The following is an 18,201-nucleotide window of genomic DNA, read 5'->3' as shown; positions in this document are numbered from 1 at the left end:
TCTTAATGAAACCTCGGTGTTGCTTGGTTGAGAATTCCACAGATGGTGCGAATATCGTCTTCGGTGTGCCCGACTGAAATAGGTAGACTCAACTCTGTAGCATGCAACTCTTCTGCAATGGGATGCTTACCAGAAAGTGTTCCGGCCATCGCTTTTTGCTGATGCGGTGGGATGGGATAGTGAATTTCAGTCTTCACACCCTGCTCAAGCAACCAAGCGCGTAGTTCGTCGCGTCGGGCATGTCGCACGCCGAAAATATGAAATACATCGTACTCGTCATCTCTGCGGCGCGGCAGATTTAACCAGCTTGGGAGATTGCCAAAGTAAATTTCTGCCATGGCACGCTTGTGCTGCGTCATCTCATCCAGATAGCGCAGTTTGACGCGCAACATTGCTGCCTGAATTTCGTCCAAGCGCGAATTCAAGCCTAGGTAATCATTGACATACTTATGTTTGGAGCCGTAATTACGGATGTAGCGGAGACGATCGGCAAGAATGTCGTCGTTGGTCACGATGGCTCCAGCATCTCCAACAGCGCCAAGGTTTTTGGTTGGATAGAAGCTGAAGCATCCCGCATCCCCAAAGGTACCAGTGATCTGTTTTCCTAAGCGGGCGCCGTGTGACTGGGCGCAATCCTCTAGAATTTTTAGCCCGTGCTCAGCAGCGAACGCACAGATCGCATCCATCCGACAACTTTTACCAAAGAGATGCGTCACGCAGATAGCTCTTGTATTCGTCGTAATGGATCCGGCCAGCTTGGCCGGATCCATATTGAAAGTCTCAAGTTCTGGCTCGATAAGCACCGGTCTGTGGCCTGCGCGAACGATGGCCAGGATCGTGGCTATATAGGTATTGGAAGCCACCAGCACATCGCTTCCTTTGGGGAGATCCAAAGCCTCAATCGAGAGAACCAAGGCGTCTAAACCATTGGCCACGCCAATGCAATGTTTGGCACCCACGAACTGGGCAAACTCACCCTCAAAGGCGCTAACTTCCTGCCCTAAGACATACCAGCCACTCCGAATTACGCGGGTCGCCGCCGCTTCAAGCTCGGCCATGTAATCATTGTTAGATCGTGCCAGACTTTCATATTCAATCATTTGATGCTCGTTCATAAGGTGTGTCGATGTATTCGCTACGGTCGTAAGAGTGAGAAGACATAACCAGCAATATGGCATTCTCATTAAAGGTCATTGTGTGCCAATCTTTGGGTTCTACCAAAAGGCATTGGCTGGGGTTGTTTAGCAATATGGTTTCCTCTGTCACGCCATCGTTCATGTACATCGAGACTGCACCACCAATCGCAATCAACGCTTGGCGGGTGTAGGTGTGTCGATGTCCACCGCGTGTTTGTCTATCCGCCCCATAGATCCAGTAAGTTCTAACTACCTCAAAAGGTAGAGCCTTTTCCAGGACGGTCAAAGCCCCGCGATGATCGGCGAACGTAGGTAGATTAAGAAGTGTGAAGTGAGACATTTGTTTGCCCCTTGTGCATCCAAGTCAGAAACTGATCAACCCTTTTCATGGTTTTCCCTCGTCATTGGCAATATCAAACAAATACTTGCCATAATCACTTTTAGCTAGTGTCTCTGCTAGGCGCTTCATCTGCTCGTTGTTAATCCATCCGGCGCGCCAGGCTATTTCTTCAGGGCAAGCGATTTTCAGGCCTTGCCGCTTCTCCAAGGTTTGGATGAATTGCGAGGCTTCCAATAATGAATCGTGCGTCCCTGTGTCGAGCCATGCATGGCCTCGCCCCATGACTTCTACATTGAGTTTTCCCGCCTCAAGATAGATACGGTTAACGTCGGTAATCTCCAATTCACCACGAGCAGAAGGTTGCAAGGTCTTGGCGATTTCAACTACGTCGGTATCATAGAAATACAGCCCCGTTACGGCATAACGGCTCTTGGGATGCCGCGGCTTTTCCTCAATGCTGATAGCTTGCCCCCTACCATCAAATTCAACTACACCATAGCGTTCTGGATCGGTCACCGGATAAGCGAAAACTGTTGCACCGATAGATTCGCTGCTAGCAGTTTTTAAGTGGTAACCTAGTTCATTGCCATAAAACAAGTTGTCGCCCAGAACCAAGGCAGATGGTGCCCCGTCAAGGAAATCTTCTCCTATGAGGAAAGACTGCGCCAAGCCATCTGGGGACGGTTGCACAGCGTAAGAAAGAGAAATGCCCCACTGCCCGCCATCCCCTAATAATTGTTGGAACCGGGGGGTATCTTGTGGCGTAGAAATAATAAGAATCTCACGCATTCCACCCAGCATCAGGGTCGATAATGGGTAATAAACCATCGGCTTATCGTATACAGGCAGCAACTGCTTGGATATGGCCAAGGTAATCGGGTGGAGTCGGGTGCCCGAACCCCCTGCGAGAAGGATGCCTTTACGGGGTTTGATTTTTTTCTGATTCATTTTTTAAAAATCACTCAGGTCAGTCGCTACCGAACAAGTCGCGAGTGAATACCTTTGCTAGTACATCGGCTAGAGCAGGCGTGCTGCGGTTGGCGATGATGATGTCTGATTCATGTTTGAAGGCATCAAGATCGTTGACTACGCGGGAGTTATAGAAATTGTCATCACGTAATGCAGGCTCATGGATAATGACTTCAATACCTTTCGCCTTGATGCGCTTCATGATTCCCTGAATGCTGGACGCCCTGAAATTATCCGATCCGGCTTTCATGATCAGACGATAGACACCAACGACCTTGGGCTTGCGCTTGAGAATTTCGTCGGCGATAAAGTCTTTGCGCGTGGTGTTAGCTTCGACGATTGCTTGAATTAGGTTTTGCGGCACTTCGCTGTAGTTCGCCAGAAGTTGCTTGGTATCCTTGGGCAGACAGTAACCGCCATAGCCGAAGCTGGGGTTGTTGTAATGAGCACCAATCCTCGGATCGAGGCAGACACCGTCAATGATCTGACGGGTGTCAAGGCCATGACGGGCGGCATAGGTGTCGAGCTCATTGAAATAAGCCACGCGCATGGCTAGGTAGGTATTTGCGAAGAGTTTGACGGCTTCAGCTTCGGTGCTACCAGTGAAGAAAATCGGGATATCCTGCTTGACGGCGCCTTGTTTGAGCAAATTGGCAAAGGTTTCGGCACGTTTTGATTTTTCCCCGACGACAATGCGCGAAGGGTGCAGGTTGTCATACAGGGCGCGTCCTTCACGCAGGAACTCTGGAGAGAAGATGAGGTTTTGCGTGCCGAGAGCCTGCCGTGTCCGCTCAGTGTATCCCACCGGAATGGTGGATTTGATCACCATCACCGCTTGCGTGTTGATGGCCATCACATCACGGATGACCGCTTCGATCGACTTAGTGTTGAAAAAGTTGGTCTCGGGGTCGTAGTCGGTCGGAGTGGCAATGATGACGTAGTCGGCGCCCAGATAGGCGTCTTCCTTGTCGAGAGTAGCGCGGAAATTGATCGGTTTGTGCTTGAGGAAGTCTTCGATCTCAGTATCTTCGATCGGCGATTGCTTGCGATTCAGCAGCGCGACTTTCTCTGGGACGATGTCGAGGCAGACAACTTCATTGTGCTGAGCAAGAAGAATGCCGTTGGACAGGCCGACGTAGCCGATGCCGGCGATGGCGATTTTCATTCGACGCTCACGTTTACCAGATAGCCATTGGCTTTAAGCAGCGCATTGCGTTGGGCTTCCTTAAGGTCACTGTTCACCATTTCGTGGCACATCTGCTGTACGGTGATTTCAGGTGACCAGCCCAGTTTTTGCTTAGCCTTGCTGGGGTCACCGAGCAGGGTTTCCACTTCAGTTAGGCGGAAGTAGCGGGGGTCGATACGGACGATGGTATGACCGACTTGTAGGGCTTGGGTTTTGTTGCCTTCGATTTTTTCGACGATGGCGACTTCGTTGGGGCCTTGTCCCTCAAATTTTAAGGTGATGCCTAATTCAAGGGCGCTCCACTGGATGAATTGGCGCACGCTGTATTGCATGCCGGTGGCAATTACAAAGTCTTCGGGCTTCTCTTGCTGGAGCATCATCCACTGCATACGGACGTAGTCTTTGGCATGGCCCCAATCACGCAGGGCGTCGAGATTTCCCATGTAAAGACATTCCTCAAGCCCCTGGGCGATATTAGCCAAGCCACGTGTGATCTTGCGTGTGACAAAGGTTTCGCCCCGCCGTGGGCTTTCATGGTTGAACAGGATGCCGTTGCAGGCATACATGCCGTAGGCTTCGCGATAATTCACAACAATCCAGTAGGCGTAAATCTTAGCTACGGCGTAGGGGCTGCGGGGATAGAAGGGTGTGGTTTCCTTTTGTGGGGTCTCTTGCACCAAGCCGTAAAGCTCAGAAGTAGAGGCTTGGTAGAAGCGTGTTTTTTTTTCCAGCCCCAGAATGCGAATGGCTTCCAACAGTCGCAGAGTACCCATAGCGACCACGTCGGCGGTGTATTCGGGGCTTTCAAAGCTCACGGCCACATGGCTTTGAGCTCCAAGGTTGTAAATTTCATCAGGCTGGGTTTCCTGAATGATGCGCACCAGATTGCTGGTGTCGGTCAGGTCGCCGTAGTGCAGCTTGAAATTGGCATTGTCGACATGCGGGTCTTGGTAAATATGGTCGACCCGCTGTGTGTTGAATAAGCTAGCGCGACGCTTGATGCCATGAACGATGTAACCTTTTTCGAGTAGGAGTTCGGCTAGGTAGGAACCGTCTTGACCGGTAATGCCGGTGATAAGAGCAACTTTGGGTTTTATGGTCACAAAATTTTCCTTCAATCCTAAGTAACGTATTTATCTAAAAAATCTTGGTAGGCAACCTTAAGGCCAGCGTCCAGACCCACTTGGGCTTTCCAGCCCAAAGCGTTAAGGCGGGAGCTGTCCATGAGTTTACGCGGGGTGCCGTCAGGCATGCTGGTGTCGAAGGTGATCTCGCCGATGTAACTCACTGTTCGGCCAATTGCTTCAGCGACTTGGCGAATAGTTATGTCTTCCCCGCAGCCCACGTTGATGTGGCTGAGCATGGGCTGAGAGTGATGGGAGTAGGCGGCCTTGGGCAGGTTCATGACGTGCACGCTTGCTGCTGCCATGTCGTCAACAAAGAGAAATTCGCGTTTAGGTGTACCGGTTCCCCATATGGTTACTCTCGGGGAATTGATGACCTTTGCTTCGTGGAAGCGGCGAATTAGCGCCGGGATGACATGGGAGTTTTCAGGGTGGTAGTTGTCGCCGATCCCATAGAGGTTGGTGGGCATGACGCTGCGGTAGTCCACCCCATGGCTTTGACCGTACTGACGGTTGTAGCTTTCGCAGAGCTTGATGCCAGCAATCTTGGCGATGGCGTAGGGCTCGTTGGTGGGTTCGAGCGTGCCTGTCAGTAACGCGTCTTCGCGCATGGGCTGAACCGCCAGCTTGGGGTAGATGCAACTCGAGCCTAGGAACAGCAGCTTTTGAACGCCGTTGCGGAAAGCCGCGTCAATCACGTTGGCCTGCATCATAAGGTTCTGGTAAATGAATTCGGCTGGGTAAGTGTTGTTGGCATGGATACCGCCTACCTTCGCGGCGGCAAAGTAGATCTGGTCAGGTTTTTCGGCGGCAAAGAAAGTGCTGACAGCAACTTGGTTTGTCAGGTCCAGCTCGGCATGAGTACGGGTGACGATGCGCTTTACTGGGTGGCCATTGGCTAACAGATAACGCACGATGGCCGAACCCACCATGCCACGATGGCCAGCGACGTAGATTTTGGGATGTTCAGTAATAATTAAGCCCGCCCGTAGGTGTCCTCAAAACGGACAATGTCGTCTTCGCCCAAATAGCTCCCCGACTGCACTTCGATGATTTCGAGCGGAATCGTGCCGGGATTGGCGAGTCGATGAACTTCACCCAGGGGGATGTAGGTGGACTGGTTTTCAGTCAACAGCAGCACCTTTTCTCCATTGGTAATTTCGGCGGTGCCTGTGACAACGATCCAGTGCTCAGCCCGGTGGTGGTGTTTTTGCAGGCTAAGTCTGGCGCCGGGTTTGACCTGGATGCGCTTGACCTTAAAGCGGCCGCCTTCGTCGATGCTGTCGTACCAGCCCCAGGGGCGGTAAACCTTGCGGTGTAGGGTGTTCTCTTCACGCTGGCTATTTTGCAGTTGGGAGACTATGTGCTTCACGTCTTGGCATCGAGACTTGTTGGCCACCAGCACCGCGTCAGGCGTTTCCACCACAATGAGGTTTTCTACACCCACCAAAGTGACCAAGCGGCTGGAGGCGTGCACCAGCGTATTGTGGCTGTCGGTTGTCAATACATCGCCCAAATGGACGTTGCCGTGCTCGTCTTTAGTGAGTACGCTCCAAACAGCGTCCCAAGCGCCGAGGTCGCTCCAGCCAGCGTCCAACCGGATCACTTTGATGGGAAATGAGCTGCCCGGACAGCGCTCCATGACGGCGTAGTCAATGGACTCGGACGGGATAGCGGTGAATTCTGTCTTGCCAGGGCGCACAAAGGGGGTAGCTGGGTTGGCGTCTGTGCTGCGCTGGATCCAAGCTTGAGTGGTGGCGTGAAGAATGTCGGGGCGTAATTGTTCGAGTGCCTGCAGCCAGACCGAGGCTTTGAGCACGAACATGCCCGCGTTCCAGAAGTAGCCGCCTTCGGCTAGGTACTGCTGAGCGGTGGCGGCGCTGGGCTTTTCGACGAAGCGCTGGACATGCATGGCGGCATCGCTGCTGCCCGAGCCGACCTGGATGTAGCCATAGCCCGTATCAGGCCGGACGGGTGTGATACCCAAAATGATAATGTTGCCTTGGTCAGCGTAGCGTACAGCTTGCTGCATGGCCTGAGTAAAGGCGGTGGTGTTGGCTACTGTCTGGTCAGCAGGGGTGACGACAAGAACAGGGTCGGCTCCGTTTTGTTGCGCAGCCAGCGAAGCCAGGGTGAGTGCGGGGGCGGTGTTGCGACCCACCGGCTCCAGCAGAGCGGCTTCCAGTTCGATGCTTACTTCGCGGAGTTGCTCGTAAGCCAGGAATCGGTGCTCTTCGCCGGTCACGATCAGAGGCTTGGCCACCTGAATGTCGTCTGCACCCAAAGTGACCAAACGTTGGGCGGCTTGCTGAAATAAGCTTTCGTTACCGGCGAGGCTCAGGAACTGCTTGGGAAATCCAGCGCGAGACAAAGGCCACAATCGAGTGCCAGAGCCGCCGCAGAGGATGACAGGGGTAATTTGAATCATGCTTTCTGATTTTTCTGGCCGTCGCCTTGGACTTCGCCCGCTTCAACCTTTAGCGCCTCAATCTCCACCTTCAACGCTTCGTACTCTTCCATCTTGCGTTTGAGGAACCGACTGGTCATCGACACCTTTTCACCAATACCCCGAGGGGTGAGCAGGTAGACGTACTTGAACTTGTTTTTGCTCTTAGAAAAGTTTGTCATCTTCACAAAACCCTTGTCAATGAGGGCGCTAAGGCAGTAGTTCAGCCCCCCCACGCTCATGCCGAGCTTGTTGGCCAGCTCGCGCTGGGTCAGGTCCGGGTTGTCTAGCAAGATACTCATAATTCGAAAATGGGTGTCTTCTTGGATCTTGACTTGGCGACTGGTCATGTATGCGCGGCTCTTTATTTGATTCGTTGTAAGGGCTAACTGGCTTTAGGTACGCTACCGCCGTGCCGTGTCACGATCGGCTGGCGCGGTCTATAGGGTAAAAAGTAATGCGTATCGCACTTTTGTTTGAAGTCGAACATTCTACTGCTGAACCAGCTTCCCTTCTACGTTCGAACGAAACTATTTTTCGATTCACAATCGATTTTGGGTCCTTGCGGTTGACCCTGGCCGGTCTGGCCAAGTTATCCTATCTCGGAATGGATGAATGAGTAGTTTTCGATGAAAAAGATAGCACCAGAGGGCCAAGCCAGCCAGTGGCTCAGTGAGGAGGTTTTCAGCAGCGCGTGCGCGGCACTACCCCTAGTCTCGATTGATTTGATGATCACCCGGCAGGGAGATCAAGGACGGGAATTGCTGTTGGGCAAGCGCAATAACCGACCCGCACAAGGCTGGTGGTTTACGCCTGGCGGCAGGATTCGCAAGTACGAACCGTTGCAAAATGCCTTACGGCGAGTGGCTCAGGACGAGATAGGGTTGAATATCGAATGGCTGAATCGAGCCCAACTGCTGGGAGCTTGGGATCATTTTTACCCGGACAGCGCTTTCGATCAGGCCGTCTCCACCCACTATGTAAATTTGCCGTATGCGCTGCACCTGACGGAAGACGAGGCTCAAGTGCTGCAGCCCCCAAATGGTCAGGGGCTGCAGCACCAAAGGTGGATGTGGATGCCTGTGAAGCAGGCCTCTACTGATGAGCGCGTGCACGAATACGTGCGCATGGTATTGCCCCGGCTGGGTTCGGCTTGAAATCAGGCGAATTGTGAGAGCTTGCTCAGGTTCTTCCAGGCGATGGCACGCAGGGCGCTGGGTACGCTGAATTCGCAACTGCGCAGGGCGCGCCAGTCCTCTTTGGACTTCTTAATGATGGCTTTGATGGACTTGTTGCTGGCACCGCCCAAGCGCATGGTGACCAGGACATCGGGGATGTACTCGGTTTTGAACCCTGGCTGGGTGAAGAGCTTCAGGATGCTAAGGTAGTCGGCGGAGATACGGTAGCTGATGTCGAATCCACCAACCTTAGAGTACCAGTCGCGGCGAACATACAGCGTTGGGTGGGCTGGCATCCAGCCCCAGCCGAGATCCCGCTGGTTGAACGGATTGCTTTGCCAGCGGCGAATCACCTTCGACGTGTCTTGCTGGCTCACATATTCCAAGTTTCCGTATACAGCGCAGATTGTTGGGTCCTCGAAGGCCTTGGCGATTTTGGAGAGCGCATCGTTAGAGGCGAACAAATCGTCGGCATGCAAAAACCCGACCACATCTCCGGTGGCCAGTTGGATGCCTTTATTCAGCGCGTCGTAAATACCCTTGTCACGCTCGCTTTTGAATATCGCGATCTGATCGATGTGCTGGTTTATAATCTCGATGGTTCCGTCGGTGCTCGCGCCATCGACAATTACATGTTCGCGTTTTGCGTAGTTTTGCTGCGCCACCGATACCAAGCAGTCCGGTAGCGTTTTGGCACAGTTCCAAGTTGCAGTAATGACAGAGATTGTTGTGCTGTTTACCATATTGTTGGATTTTCTCAGATAGATGATGTCAAAAGCCAGATTAAGCGACACGACCCTGCAAAACAGGGTCGCGAATGGCGCGGATGGCCGCAACGATGTTTTAGGCAAGGCTCATGATTAAGGCTTCTTGATCGGTTACGTCTTCCACCAGACTGAGACGGTTATTTCTTTTCTACTATTTCCAAGATTCTCAAGTAAAAGCTTCCAGGCCCTCCGGACATTCAGGCTGGGGTTACCCTGCCCTGCTGCTGACAGTAAATTAGTGCCTTAAATCGCAGGACCGACCATGAATGTCAGAGCTTGTATTCTCAGCCGCCCCCGATGAATTGCTGACCCGTCCCAGGGGTAAAGTCTGCCAATACGGCATTGAATTTTTGACGAGAACTTTTTGTCAGAGCTGGTTGCCCGGCACTTCAGATGGCAACAGTGGCAGGCCAAGGCCAGGTTTTAGATGCGTAAGGCATTTACATGCGGAAGAACCCTTCGGCACATCGCCGCAAGTTCAAGGCCGAGGCGCAACAGGCTTACGCGCTATTTGTGGCTCAGTTTGGCGACTTGCACTTGGACATTGATCGACTCAGCCCTTTCAGGCGCTTGTACATCCGTGGCGAGGTTGAGTTGTCAAGCACCATGGCGCCCATCACCGAGGAGCACCTGCGCAAGGTCAAAACGCACTTGCTCAGCCATCCTATTCCGCCAAGGCTGGCGGCGCTGATACAGAACAACTCCGGCATGCGCATTTCAGAGCCCGTGCTGGCAAGCTTGGAGACTTGGTGCTAGACCATGACATTCCACACCTGTGGGTGCGCAAAAACAGCCTGACCGACCGCAAAACCCAAGCCAGCATCCGCTGCGTGACCCTGCTGGGTGTTTCGCTGGAGGCGGCCCAAGAACTGCATCGCCGTGCGGTCAGGCAAAAAAATGACTGGCTGATGCCGCAATATGCATCAGAAATTGGCAATACCTCGTGAGCCGCCACGCTGAACAAGAACATACGTTACCTAGACTTCAGAACCCACATTTTCAGGCATGCCTTCATCGATCGCTTGAAGGCCTGCTACGATGTGGCCGTACCGAATACTAAAGCCATCACAGGCCACGAACGCAACGCATCAGAATTTGCCAGGTATGGCTCTGTGGGTTACAGCCTTGAGCAAAAAAATGGTGTTTGAGAGTATTTTGATTTCAGCAGCGGTATCTTTGCAACATCAAATTTGATTTCAAAGTTCAAGAACATTTAACCCGCCTCAACTAGTCGCAAAAATGATTTGAAAATTAGTCTGAGGGGTCAAGGTCATAAATGAGGCACGACTGACAAGCTTGGAGGCCTGACCTTGTCGATGTAGCGCATCACGGTGTCAGTTTTTACCCATCCGCCTTTAACCATGATCTGTGGAAGGCTAGCCCCTTGGAGCAACAGGTCTTGTGCGGCTCCAACTCGCATGGAGTGGCCACTTATTGCATTCACCACTCCAGATTCAAGGTTGGCCTTTTGCGCCAAAGATTTAAAAATTCGACTGACCTGGCCAGCCCCAAGTTCTGGACAAACTTTATTACCCGCATTGATGCCACGCAGCAGGTGGCCATCTTTGATTGCTGATGAGTGCAACCAACTATTGATGGCCGCAGTGGTTTCTTCAGTCAGATGGATCCAATGCCCAGAGCCGACTTGGTCAGTCTTGCTTTTTCGAAGCAAGATGAAGCATCGTCCCTGTTTGCTAATTTGCATGTCTTCAATGCGAAGTGACACAAGTTCCGCCCGGCGCCGCATTGAGTCGTAAGCAAGTAACAGTAATGCCCTGTCCCGTAAACCTCGAATATCCGTGTCACAAACTGACAAAAGCTGATCGAGCAAGGCCCGCGTAATTGGAAAAGCTTGATCGAAACGGTTTCCCAGTTTTCGATTTATCTTGCGAATGCAAAGCTTGACTTCTGGATGCTTCGTTGGGTCATTGAAATTTGAAAGTCGATGAACAGCGCTGATCGATGCAACTTTTCTTCGGATGGTTGCTGATTTGATGCCTTGTGCCATGGTTCCAAGCAAGAACTTGGAGATATCAATTGGTGCTGCAGGAAGGGCGCAAACCGAGTTTTCATTGCAGTAACAAATGAACTCACCCATATCTGCTTTATATGCCCGAATGGTGTTTGGGGAATAGGCGCCGTCAATGTGCGCTAAAAGCTTGTTAAGATGCTCAAAGGTGCTAGAATAAGACATGATTAACCTCATAAATGATTTAATTTAAATTATTATAAAGGCTTTTTAAATTGATTTCAAGCGCTCAATTGCGAGCAGGTCGAGCTTTACTCCGGTGGAGTGCGTCGGATCTCTCTCGAGAGTCTGGGGTGGGCACTGCCACGATTCAGCGCATGGAGGTCATGGAAGGTATTCCAAAGGGCAATGTGAAGACGCTTATTTCGCTGAAAGAGGCTCTTGAGACTGCTGGTGTTGTGTTTGTGGGTACTCCTGACAATAACCCCGGTGTCTGTCTAATCAATCGGCGATCTGCCAGCGAACAAAAGGATGATGAAGATGGCAAGTAATCCAGAAGCGCCAACTCAACCAACCGCAAAAGTCTCAAAAGCAGCGGGTGGCTCCTTTCCACTTCTGCCTGGTGAGTCGAACAGCCTATACAAGCAAGGCTTCGAGGGCACTCTCAAAGAGCTTGGTGCAACCACTGAACTGCAAATGTTTCTGGCAGAAAAAATCTTTCAGTGCATCTGGTGGATGCGCCGCTACGAAACGCAAAAAAGGTCAGCAATCTTGGAGGGGATGGTGAGTCAATTGACCAACTACGCAACACCCGATAACCAGAAACACGCCGTGAGAGTTTTGATCTTTGGTCAACTATGGCACCAACAAAACACCCAAGATTTATTCAAAAACAAGGGCCACACAACAGAAAGCTTGCTAGGAGCTGCAGTGAGTGATTGCAAAGATGAGCTCATCAAACTTGACCAGCTAATTGCTCTGCGCACTAAGACGCTCATACAGCTGCAGCAATCCTATGAGGCCCTGGTGAATCGATCCATTCTGCAAGAACGCCTCAAACTGCAAAATGAGCTGATCAAACGAGACCTCCATGCGATCGATGTCACAGAGGTCAAAAAATTGGAGCCGTCAAAGAATGACAAGCCCCAAGCAAAGAGCCGCAAATAAGGCCAACGCCCTTAAATCCACTGGCCCAAAGTCCGATGAGGGCAAAAGGCGGGCGAGCGTGAACGCTACCAAACACGCTTTGTCGCTTCCAATTGATGAGCGCGCCTTTGAATCAGAGCTAAGGGCAGTGGTTGCTCTTATTCGAGATGATTGCGACTCAGACGCCCAAGCCACAGAGCTTGCCAAGTGCATCATTGACTATGAGCGCAACGAAGCGTTTTTGATCAAACAAATCGAGGTGGATGTGAACGCTGAAATCAACGATTGGGCGATGGACCCACACCGATTTGCGCTTTACGGCTTAGTTCAACAGCATCAGAACAAAGAACGCGTTACCGTAACGTTCACTACGCCCAATAAGAAACCCAATGGGAAAGAGCGCACCGAGGAAATCAAATTCATCGAAGGTTTTTTGAGGCTGCAGGACAAGGCGGTGCTTGAGCGAGCTAAAGAACTGCAATCCAAATTGACCAACAGCCAGCGATACCAAAAGCGAGCCATCAATCAGTTGGTCAAGGGCGTGAGGTCAATTGCAAGCGGCTCAGAGTTGTAATTTTTACAAAACAAACCCAATTTCGAAGTAGGCAGGCTGCATTAGAGCCTGCTAAATCCTCATATCAATGAGTCTTTTTTATTTTTTAAAGAGGTTATTCGCATGCATTTCTTTTTGACTTTTTTCCTAAAAAAAGTAAAACTATTTTTTGAAATACATGGCCATTGAGTTAAGTAAATCGAAAACATCAACCAGAATCAAAGCACTGTGCTGCGAAAATCAGATCGGAAGTTTTGCCTTACAAGCTGAGCGTTTTCGCGCCCTTTTAGAAATCTTGAAACTTCGTAATCGATCAATCAAAGATTCAATTGCGGCATGAAAAAAGCCACCGACCGAAATCAGTTGCTTTTTCACTGTTGGTGGGCCCACCTGGACTCGAACCAGGGACCAAAGGATTATGCTTACTACTACAGCTTTCACTGCCCGTTTCCGGTTTGTAGTCTGGACTGTCTCTTGTCTTTACGACCTACCCGTACAGTCTCTACACCTTCCCAATACTGCTATTGGGCTTGGCTCGGGATTACCACGCTGCAGCACAGGCTTCCCCGAATTTGAGTAGTTCTACATGCCAGCAGAGTTAACTTACCAGCATGCAACCCGACGGCATATGACCATGACATTTTTGATGTTTTAGGTCAACTGCTCTTTAAGTCCTCTGCTCTAACCAACTGAGCTATAGGCCCGAATGCTCATTCTACTTTGCCCCTGTTGAGGTCCAAAAATGTTGCATCAATTTTTCAGCAAAGTGTGAAATCAGTGTGGAAGCAATTTTTTACATCTATTCGCTTCTAACGCTCTAAGCTCGTCACATTTTGGCAGGCGGCGCGTTATTTGTGGCTCAAGGCGTTGCTGACCAGCTTGGCGGTGATGTCCACAATTTGAATCATGCGGTCATAGGGCATGCGGGTCGGGCCAATCACACCCAAGGTACCCACCACCTGGCCGTCGACCTCGTAATTGGCACTCACCACCGACAACTCTTCAAACGGCACGATTTGGCTCTCGCCGCCAATGTAGATGCGCACACCTTCTGCCTGAGATGACATGTCCAGCAAGCGCATGAGTTGCGCTTTTTGCTCGAACAAATCGAAGGCGCGGCGCAACTGCCCCATGTCGCTGGAGAAGTCGGAAACCGACAGCAAGTTGCGCTCGCCGCTGATCACCACCTCGTCTTGCGACTGGCTCATGGCCTCGGAGCTGACTTGCACCGCCGCTTGCATGAGCGCCGCAATTTCGCTGCGCAAGCTGTCCACCTCGCGCTGCAAACGCTCGCGCACCTGCTCGATGCCCATGCCGACAAAATGCGTGTTCAGGTAGTTGGACGCTTCAATGAGTTGCGATTGGTTGATGTCGGTGTCGGTGAAGATGACCCGGTTTTGGACATCGCCATCGGGCGAAACGATGATCACCAAGACGCGTTTCTCGGACAAACGCAAAAACTCGATGTGCCGAAACACCGAGCCACGGCGCGGCGCCATGACCACCCCGACAAAATTCGACAGGCTGGACAACAGGTTGGCGGCGCTGGCAATCACTTTTTGGGGTTGCTCGGGGGCCAAGCTGGGGGCGTTGAATTGCTCGCGGTTGACGCTGAGCATGGTGTCCACAAACAGCCGGTAGCCCTTGGGGGTGGGGATGCGCCCAGCCGAGGTGTGCGGGCTGACGATCAGGCCCAGCTCTTCGAGGTCGGCCATGACATTGCGCACGGTGGCCGGTGACAGCTCGATGCCATTGGCTCGCGACAAGGTGCGCGACCCCACAGGCTGACCGTCGGCGATGTAGCGCTCGACCAGGGTCTTCAACAACAACTTGGCACGGTCATCCAGCATGGTCATCCTTTCGACCGATTTTAATGATGTAATTTGCCCATGAACCCGACGTTTCAGCATATCGCCCTGATTGGCAAGCACCACAGCAGTGGCCACAGCCCCAGCAGCACACCGCAAACAGCCGCCATTTTGAAATCGCTGGCGGATTTTTTGCGCCAGCAAGGTTGCCAAGTGACGATTGAACAAGACACGGCCACCCATGCAGGCGTTCAGGGACTGCCCACACTGGATGTGGCAGGTATCGCGCAAAACTGCAACCTGGCCCTGGTGCTGGGCGGCGACGGCACCATGCTCGGCTTTGGTCGCCAACTGGCGCCGCACGGCGTGCCCCTGATCGGCATCAACCAAGGCCGCTTGGGGTTCATCACCGACATTGCCCTCGACCAAATTGAGGCCACATTGAAGCCCATGCTGCACGGGGCCTATGAAGAAGACCACCGGGTGCTGATGCACGGCCAGGTTTGGCGCGGCAGCGAGTGCGTGTTTGACGCCCTGGCCTTGAACGACGTGGTGGTCAACCGGGGCGCCACCTCTGGGATGGTGGAACTGCGGGTGTCGGTGGATGGGCATTTCGTGGCCAACCAACGCGCCGACGGCCTGATCATCGCCACACCCACCGGCTCCACCGCCTACGCCTTGTCGGCGGGTGGCCCGATGCTGCAACCGTCTTTGGCGGGTTTGGTGATGGTGCCGATTGCCCCCCACACTTTGTCGAACCGGCCTTTGGTGCTGGCCGACCCCGCTGAAATCGTCATCGAATTGGTGGCTGGGCGCGACGCCAGCGCCAATTTCGACATGCAGTCTTTGTCTTCCCTGCTGATTGGCGACCAGGTGAAGGTGCGCAAATCACCACACCATGCGGTGTTTCTCCACCCCCGAGGTTGGAGTTACTTTGATACCCTGCGTCAAAAACTGCATTGGAACGAGGGTGGCTCATGAGTTTGCAACGCATCAGCCTGCGCGACTTTGTCATCGTGCGGCAACTGGATTTGGATTTCAGCCAAGGCTTTGGCGTGCTTAGCGGCGAAACCGGCGCGGGCAAGTCTATTTTGGTGGACGCTTTGCAACTGGTGCTGGGCGCTCGGGCTGACGCCAGTGTGGTGCGTGAAGGCGCCATCCGCACCGAAATTTCCGCCGAATTTGCCCTGAACCCTAGCCTGCAAGCTTGGCTGGAAGACAACGGCTTTGAAGCGCACGACGATTTGCTCTTGAAGCGCAGCATCGATGCGCAAGGCAAAAGCCGCGCATGGATCAATGGCAGCGCCGCCACCGCCACCCAGTTGCGCGACATCGGAGACAGCTTGGTGGACATCCACGGTCAACACGCGTGGCAAAGCCTCACGCGTCCAGCCGCCGTGCGCGGCTTGCTCGATGCTTATGCCGGGCTGGATGCGCAAGCCTTGAACCAACTTTGGACCACTTGGCGACAAGCCCAACAAACGCTGGCCAACGCGCGTTTGGCGCAAGACCATTTGCAGCAAGAACGCGAACGCCTGAGTTGGCAAATCGGCGAGGTGGACAAGCTCTCACCGCAGGCCAACGAATGGGAAGAACTCAACGCCCAACACAGCCGCTTGTCCAATGCCCAGTCTTTGATGGAAGCCGCCCAAGCTGCCTTGCACAGCTTGCAAGACGACAGCAGCGGTGCCACCCTGAGCCTGGTGCAAGCGCAAAACGCCTTGCTCGACCAAGCCAGCATCGAACCCGAATTCCAAGCGCTGGCCGATCAATTGGCCTCTGCTTTGGCGCAGGCCGAAGATGTGGCGCACAGCGTGCAAGCCTGGTTGCGCCGCGCCGACCTCGACCCCCAAGGCCTGACCGACCTTGATGCCCGCCTGAGCCTGTGGGTGTCTTTGGCCCGCCGCTACAAACGCACCCCCGTCGAGTTGCCCGAGCTTTACGCCGGATGGCAAACCGAGTTGCAACGCTTGGACGCTGCCGCCGATTTGGCCGCCCTTGAAGCCACCGAACAAGCCGCGCACAAGGCCTTCTTGGCCGAAGCCCGCAAGCTGGGCAAGGCACGTGCCTTGGCCGCCCCCAAGTTGGCCGCCAGCATCACCCAAGCCATGCAGGCGTTGGGCATGCAAGGCGGACGTTTTGAAGTGGCCTTAGAAGCCCTGCCAGAGCCCGCCAGCCATGGGCTGGAAGAGGTGCAGTTTTTGGTGGCCGGTCATGCAGGCAGCACGCCGCGCCCCGTGGGCAAAGTCGCTTCGGGTGGCGAGTTGTCGCGCATCGCTTTGGCCATTGCGGTGACCACCAGCCAGTTGGGTGAAGCCCAAACCCTCATCTTTGACGAAGTGGACTCGGGCGTGGGCGGTGCTGTGGCCGAAACCGTGGGCCGCTTGATGAAACAACTGGGCCGCGACCGCCAAGTGCTGGCCGTGACGCATTTGCCCCAAGTGGCCGCTTGTGCGGATCACCACTGGGTGGTGTCCAAACAAAGCGACAAGACAGGCAGTTTCAGCGCGGTGCACGAAGTGCAAGGCGAACAGCGCGTGAGTGAAATCGCCCGCATGTTGGGCGGTGAACGCCTCTCCGACACCACCCATGCCCATGCCCGTGAAATGCTCAGCAGCATGACCGCCGTTGCTGCCAAGCCCAAAACCAAGGGCAGCAAGGCATGAAGCGCGAACTCGTCCTCATCACCGGCATGGCTGGTTCGGGGAAATCCATCGCCATCCACGCTTTGGAAGACGCAGGCTACTACTGCGTGGACAACCTGCCGCCCGAATTGCTGCTGCCGTTTGTGCAGTTGGAAGATCAAAAGGAAGAGGCCAAAGTGGCCATCGCCATGGATGTGCGCAGTGCCAACGCCTTGCATTTGGTGCCGGCGCAGCTGGCGCAATTGAGAGCGCAGGATGTCCACGTGCGCTTGCTGTTTTTAGACGCCAGCACCGACACCTTGGTGCATCGGTTCTCTGAAACACGACGCAACCACCCGCTGTCGCACAGCTCGCCTGAGGGGGCGCATTCAGCCCGCGACTTGGTGGCCGCCATCGAGCTTGAACGTACTTTGTTGGCCGATTTGCGCGAAGAGTCCCACATCATCGACACCAGTTTGCTGCGGGCCTCCAAGCTACAAAGCTACATCCACGCCCTGGTGTCCGCACCCAGCGCCCAACTGACGCTGATGTTCGAGTCTTTCGCGTTCAAGCGCGGCATTCCCGTGCATGCCGATTTTGTGTTTGATGTGCGCATGTTGCCCAACCCGCACTACGAAACCGAGTTGCGACCCCAAACCGGGCGCGACCAACCGGTGGCCGATTGGTTGAAATCGCACGAGCAGGTGAAAGCCATGGAGTTGCAAATTGCGGGCTTTCTCAACGAGTGGCTGCCCTCACTGCAAAACGACCACCGAAGTTATGTGACCGTGGCCATCGGTTGCACGGGTGGTCAACACCGCTCGGTGTTTTTGGTGGAAAGCTTGCACAAGCGTTTCAGCGGCGATTGGGTGACTTTGAAGCGACACCGCGAGCTAGATATCTAAGCAGGCTTGATTCGCAGCGCTTTGGCTCTGTCGCAATACCGCAGGTGGTT

Annotated in this window: 21 protein-coding genes; 10 read left to right on the top strand and 11 right to left on the bottom strand. The window is 53.5% G+C overall.

Translation table 11 applies throughout. The features are described 5' to 3' along the window. Positions 1-2 precede the first annotated feature (2 nt). Genes AC8GFP_RS02110 through AC8GFP_RS02075 form a run of 8 tightly spaced genes read right to left on the bottom strand, consistent with a single transcriptional unit; the run spans position 3 to position 7,551 of the window. The gene (locus tag AC8GFP_RS02110; protein ID WP_506609773.1) at positions 3-1,115 is read right to left on the bottom strand and encodes a DegT/DnrJ/EryC1/StrS family aminotransferase; all 1,113 of its coding nucleotides are present in this window, start codon (positions 1,113-1,115) and stop codon (positions 3-5) included. Then, positions 1,093-1,476, bottom strand: coding sequence for a sugar 3,4-ketoisomerase (locus AC8GFP_RS02105; RefSeq protein ID WP_506609772.1), 384 nt, complete (start codon positions 1,474-1,476; stop codon positions 1,093-1,095). The genes AC8GFP_RS02110 and AC8GFP_RS02105 overlap by 23 nt, the downstream gene beginning before the upstream one ends. Before the next feature lie 45 nt (positions 1,477-1,521). Beyond that, the gene (gene rfbA, locus AC8GFP_RS02100; RefSeq protein WP_506609770.1) at positions 1,522-2,424 is read right to left on the bottom strand and encodes a glucose-1-phosphate thymidylyltransferase RfbA; all 903 of its coding nucleotides are present in this window, start codon (positions 2,422-2,424) and stop codon (positions 1,522-1,524) included. 19 nt (positions 2,425-2,443) lie between these two features. Beyond that, a complete protein-coding gene (locus AC8GFP_RS02095; protein ID WP_506609768.1) occupies positions 2,444-3,610 on the bottom strand; it encodes a nucleotide sugar dehydrogenase in 1,167 nt (388 codons plus the stop codon). Further along, positions 3,607-4,728, bottom strand: coding sequence for a GDP-mannose 4,6-dehydratase (gene gmd / locus AC8GFP_RS02090; protein WP_506610516.1), 1,122 nt, complete (start codon positions 4,726-4,728; stop codon positions 3,607-3,609). Before gmd ends, AC8GFP_RS02095 begins: the two co-directional genes overlap by 4 nt. 23 nt (positions 4,729-4,751) lie before the next feature. Beyond that, complete coding sequence (gene fcl, locus AC8GFP_RS02085) at positions 4,752-5,729, bottom strand: GDP-L-fucose synthase (RefSeq protein ID WP_506610514.1); 978 nt, start codon at positions 5,727-5,729, stop codon at positions 4,752-4,754. 2 nt (positions 5,730-5,731) lie between these two features. After that, the gene (locus tag AC8GFP_RS02080; protein ID WP_506609766.1) at positions 5,732-7,183 is read right to left on the bottom strand and encodes a mannose-1-phosphate guanylyltransferase/mannose-6-phosphate isomerase; all 1,452 of its coding nucleotides are present in this window, start codon (positions 7,181-7,183) and stop codon (positions 5,732-5,734) included. Continuing rightward, positions 7,180-7,551 carry a MarR family EPS-associated transcriptional regulator gene (locus AC8GFP_RS02075; RefSeq protein WP_506609764.1) on the bottom strand — a complete coding sequence of 124 codons (372 nt, stop codon included), beginning with the start codon at positions 7,549-7,551 and terminating at the stop codon, positions 7,180-7,182. The genes AC8GFP_RS02080 and AC8GFP_RS02075 overlap by 4 nt, the downstream gene beginning before the upstream one ends. A gap of 279 nt (positions 7,552-7,830) precedes the next feature. Between AC8GFP_RS02075 and AC8GFP_RS02070 the strand changes: the two genes are divergently transcribed. Continuing rightward, the gene (locus AC8GFP_RS02070; RefSeq protein WP_506609762.1) at positions 7,831-8,358 is read left to right on the top strand and encodes an NUDIX domain-containing protein; all 528 of its coding nucleotides are present in this window, start codon (positions 7,831-7,833) and stop codon (positions 8,356-8,358) included. A 2-nt stretch (positions 8,359-8,360) separates the two neighbouring features. Here the strand turns inward: AC8GFP_RS02070 and AC8GFP_RS02065 are convergent, their stop codons facing one another. Continuing rightward, a complete protein-coding gene (locus AC8GFP_RS02065; RefSeq protein ID WP_506609760.1) occupies positions 8,361-9,173 on the bottom strand; it encodes a glycosyltransferase family 2 protein in 813 nt (270 codons plus the stop codon). Between the two features lie 417 nt (positions 9,174-9,590). Between AC8GFP_RS02065 and AC8GFP_RS02060 the strand changes: the two genes are divergently transcribed. Then, positions 9,591-9,902 (top strand): hypothetical protein, encoded by a 312-nt coding sequence (locus tag AC8GFP_RS02060; protein ID WP_506609758.1) that lies wholly within the window; start codon positions 9,591-9,593, stop codon positions 9,900-9,902. Next, positions 9,896-10,093, top strand: a complete 198-nt coding sequence (locus tag AC8GFP_RS02055) for a hypothetical protein (RefSeq protein WP_506609757.1) — start codon at positions 9,896-9,898, stop codon at positions 10,091-10,093. The genes AC8GFP_RS02060 and AC8GFP_RS02055 overlap by 7 nt, the downstream gene beginning before the upstream one ends. Before the next feature lie 323 nt (positions 10,094-10,416). Here AC8GFP_RS02055 and AC8GFP_RS02050 read toward each other — a convergent pair whose 3' ends face one another. After that, on the bottom strand, positions 10,417-11,340 hold the full coding sequence (locus tag AC8GFP_RS02050; RefSeq protein WP_506609755.1) for a tyrosine-type recombinase/integrase: 924 nt from the start codon (positions 11,338-11,340) through the stop codon (positions 10,417-10,419). A gap of 128 nt (positions 11,341-11,468) precedes the next feature. Here AC8GFP_RS02050 and AC8GFP_RS02045 point away from each other — a divergent pair, with 128 nt between their 5' ends. From AC8GFP_RS02045 to AC8GFP_RS02030, 4 genes are all read left to right on the top strand, one after another. Further along, entirely contained in the window at positions 11,469-11,666 is a 198-nt protein-coding gene (locus tag AC8GFP_RS02045) for a hypothetical protein (protein WP_506609754.1), read from the top strand. Beyond that, complete coding sequence (locus AC8GFP_RS02040; RefSeq protein WP_506609752.1) at positions 11,656-12,282, top strand: hypothetical protein; 627 nt, start codon at positions 11,656-11,658, stop codon at positions 12,280-12,282. The genes AC8GFP_RS02045 and AC8GFP_RS02040 overlap by 11 nt, the downstream gene beginning before the upstream one ends. Positions 12,283-12,340: 58 nt before the next feature. Beyond that, entirely contained in the window at positions 12,341-12,835 is a 495-nt protein-coding gene (locus AC8GFP_RS02035) for a hypothetical protein (protein WP_506609751.1), read from the top strand. Between the two features lie 157 nt (positions 12,836-12,992). After that, positions 12,993-13,154: a hypothetical protein gene (locus AC8GFP_RS02030; protein WP_506609749.1), complete on the top strand. Its 162-nt coding sequence runs from the start codon at positions 12,993-12,995 to the stop codon at positions 13,152-13,154. Positions 13,155-13,662: 508 nt separating this feature from the next. On the opposite strand, the gene hrcA is transcribed toward AC8GFP_RS02030, so the two are convergent. Then, positions 13,663-14,664 carry a heat-inducible transcriptional repressor HrcA gene (gene hrcA, locus AC8GFP_RS02025; protein ID WP_506609747.1) on the bottom strand — a complete coding sequence of 334 codons (1,002 nt, stop codon included), beginning with the start codon at positions 14,662-14,664 and terminating at the stop codon, positions 13,663-13,665. Between the two features lie 39 nt (positions 14,665-14,703). Between hrcA and AC8GFP_RS02020 the strand changes: the two genes are divergently transcribed. From AC8GFP_RS02020 to rapZ, 3 genes are read left to right on the top strand one after another with little or no spacing between them, the layout of a single operon-like run. Beyond that, positions 14,704-15,603 carry an NAD kinase gene (locus AC8GFP_RS02020; RefSeq protein ID WP_506609746.1) on the top strand — a complete coding sequence of 300 codons (900 nt, stop codon included), beginning with the start codon at positions 14,704-14,706 and terminating at the stop codon, positions 15,601-15,603. Next, positions 15,600-17,288: a DNA repair protein RecN gene (gene recN, locus AC8GFP_RS02015; protein ID WP_506609744.1), complete on the top strand. Its 1,689-nt coding sequence runs from the start codon at positions 15,600-15,602 to the stop codon at positions 17,286-17,288. The genes AC8GFP_RS02020 and recN overlap by 4 nt, the downstream gene beginning before the upstream one ends. Next, complete coding sequence (gene rapZ, locus AC8GFP_RS02010) at positions 17,285-18,151, top strand: RNase adapter RapZ (protein ID WP_506609742.1); 867 nt, start codon at positions 17,285-17,287, stop codon at positions 18,149-18,151. Before recN ends, rapZ begins: the two co-directional genes overlap by 4 nt. Positions 18,152-18,201: the final 50 nt, after the last annotated feature.

Origin of the sequence: Limnohabitans simekii (SeqCode), assembly GCF_965234735.1 — a bacterium.
Lineage (GTDB): Bacteria > Pseudomonadota > Gammaproteobacteria > Burkholderiales > Burkholderiaceae_C > Limnohabitans > Limnohabitans simekii.
Note: the sequence above shows the minus strand (reverse complement) of the source record. Positions and strands in the feature narration are given on the sequence as shown.